This window comes from Nocardiopsis halophila DSM 44494, from assembly GCF_000341245.1.
GTDB classification, from domain to species: Bacteria; Actinomycetota; Actinomycetes; order Streptosporangiales; family Streptosporangiaceae; genus Nocardiopsis_A; species Nocardiopsis_A halophila.
This window is the reverse complement of sequence record NZ_ANAD01000264.1, coordinates 1-2,073: the sequence shown is the minus strand read 5'-3', so window position 1 is coordinate 2,073 and position 2,073 is coordinate 1. Positions and strand designations below refer to the sequence as shown.

General features: G+C 72.2%; 1 protein-coding gene. It reads right to left on the bottom strand.

Annotation, left to right across the window (positions count from 1 at the left end; all coding sequences use genetic code 11):
• Positions 1 to 410 precede the first annotated feature (410 nt).
• Positions 411 to 2,073 (bottom strand): FtsK/SpoIIIE domain-containing protein (locus D450_RS0128110; RefSeq protein WP_017541959.1); only part of this gene is annotated, 1,663 nt, incomplete at its 5' end.

Below are 2,073 nucleotides of genomic sequence, written 5' to 3'. Positions count from 1 at the left end.
GGCGGCCGCCTCGACGGGGTNGCACGACGATCCAGTAGACGACCAGGGCGCCCACAATCCAGCCCAGGTACTTCTTCTGCGACTTCACAGCGGCTCCTTCCGACGGCCCCGGGACACACCCCGGCCGTCACTGTTCGTGGTCGACGGTTCGGGTGGCGGCGGGCGCGGCCGCCCGCCGGGAACAGGGGGCGCCGGCCGCCGCGGCTCCGGTGCCGGGCGCCTTCGGCGCGCCCCCGCGAAAACCAGGGGAAACCCGCCCTCCGACCCCCTGCGCATCCGCCCCTCACAGTGGTCACACCCCAGGTCAGAGAGGGTTTTTGAGGGTGAGGGGAGGGGGTCACTCTGTGAGGGGATCCCCCCTCACCCGTGACCCCCGCGTGAGGGCCCTGTGAGGCGTCCGGTGAGGCGCCTCACAGGCGTTCGCGGGCCGCCTTCAGCTCGGCCAGCCGGTACCCCGGCCGCGACATCTCGCGACCCTCCGTGTCCGAGAACGCGCGCACGTTCTTGGAGGTGCGGGTGTTCTCGGGCAGCGCGGCCGCCAGGTCCTCGGGCCCCCACCCCTCGGTCTCGGGCAGGCGCTGGGCCAGCGCGGGCAGCAGGTGCTCGGTGGTGTGCAGGTTGCGCTGCCCCGAGGCCTCCACGATGGCGATCATCGCCTCCAGCAGCCGCACCTCGGGCCGGTTGTCGCCGGTGGGCAGCGTCCCGGCCCTGGCGCGCAGCTCCACGGCGGCCTTGACGATGTCGCGCACGTGGTGCTCGCCCTGCTCGCCCTCGTCGGGCTTTTCCAGATAGCCGGTGCGCAGCTGCACCGGGTCGCCCCGCTCGCCCTTGAGGAAGGCCGCCCCGCGCTGCTCGGGGGTGAAGGAGCTGCAGTTGAACCCCCGGCCGGCCATGCCGTCGCCCAGGGCGATGTTGGAGGCGGTGGTGCCCTCGCACCGCAGCCCCAGCCGCACCGTCAGGTTGGCCCGCAGGAAGGTGTTGACCACCTCGTTCTTGGGGTACTGCGTGGCCACGCTGATGTAGATGCCCACCGCCCGGCACTGCGAGGCCAGCCGCCCCAACGGCTCGGTGACCTCCCCGTTCTTCTCCCCGACGGTGAACATCTGGATCTCGTCGACGTGGAAGAGGATGAAGGGGGCCTTGAACCGCCTCCAGTTGTCGCCGGTGATGCGGTTGACCCCGGCACGGGCCATGGCCTCCAGGCGCCGGTCCTTCTCATCGGTCAGGCGCTGCACCATCGCCTTGAACGCCTCCCGGTCCGGGCGGCCCAGGTACTCATGGGCCACGTCCCGGTAGGCCTCCAGCTCGACCATCTTGGCGTCCACCAGCCACATCTGGGCGTGCGGGTCCAGGGCCACCGCGCACAGCAGTTGGTCGTCGGCCACGCTCTTGCCCGACCCGCTCTCGCCGGCGGTGAGCATCCCGGCCTTGTTGACCGGGGAGAACTCCACCGGCGCCCCGTAGGTCGAGGTGCCCAGGAACACCGGCTCGCGCCAGATGTCGAACGGCTCGGTGCGCCCGATCAGCGGCGACATGACCGGCGGCCCGGTCAGCGGGTCCTCGTCGGCGCACCAGATGCGGGTGCGCGCCTCGCTGGTCTTGATCGGGGTCAGCCGCAGCTGGGAGGCGGCCACGTCGAACTTGCCCGCGATCTCCTCGTGCTTGGCCAGCACCTTCTTGTGCGGGATGGGGGTCTGGACCACCGCGGTCCAGGCCGTGTCCTTCTCATCGCGGGCGATCGGCCCGATCACCCGGATCTCATCGGCCCGCCCCATGCCCTTGACCTGCGCCAGCAGCTCCTTGAGGTCGCGGGAGGAGGGGTCGGTGCCGATCCCCTCGATGTTGCGGTCCCCGCCCTCCAGAGCGGTCGTGGAGCGGGTGCGCTCCAGGGCTCCGGCCACCGTCAGCACCGCCAGCACGGCGGCCACCACCGCCGCCGGCGCCACCAGGACCCAGGCCGCGGCCGCCCCGGCCCCGGCCCCGCCCAGGGCCGAGAGCAGGATGATGCGGCGCCGCTTGCGGGTCTCCAGCACCAGCTTGGGGTTGGTGGGCAGCTGGGTGTCCAGCTCGGCG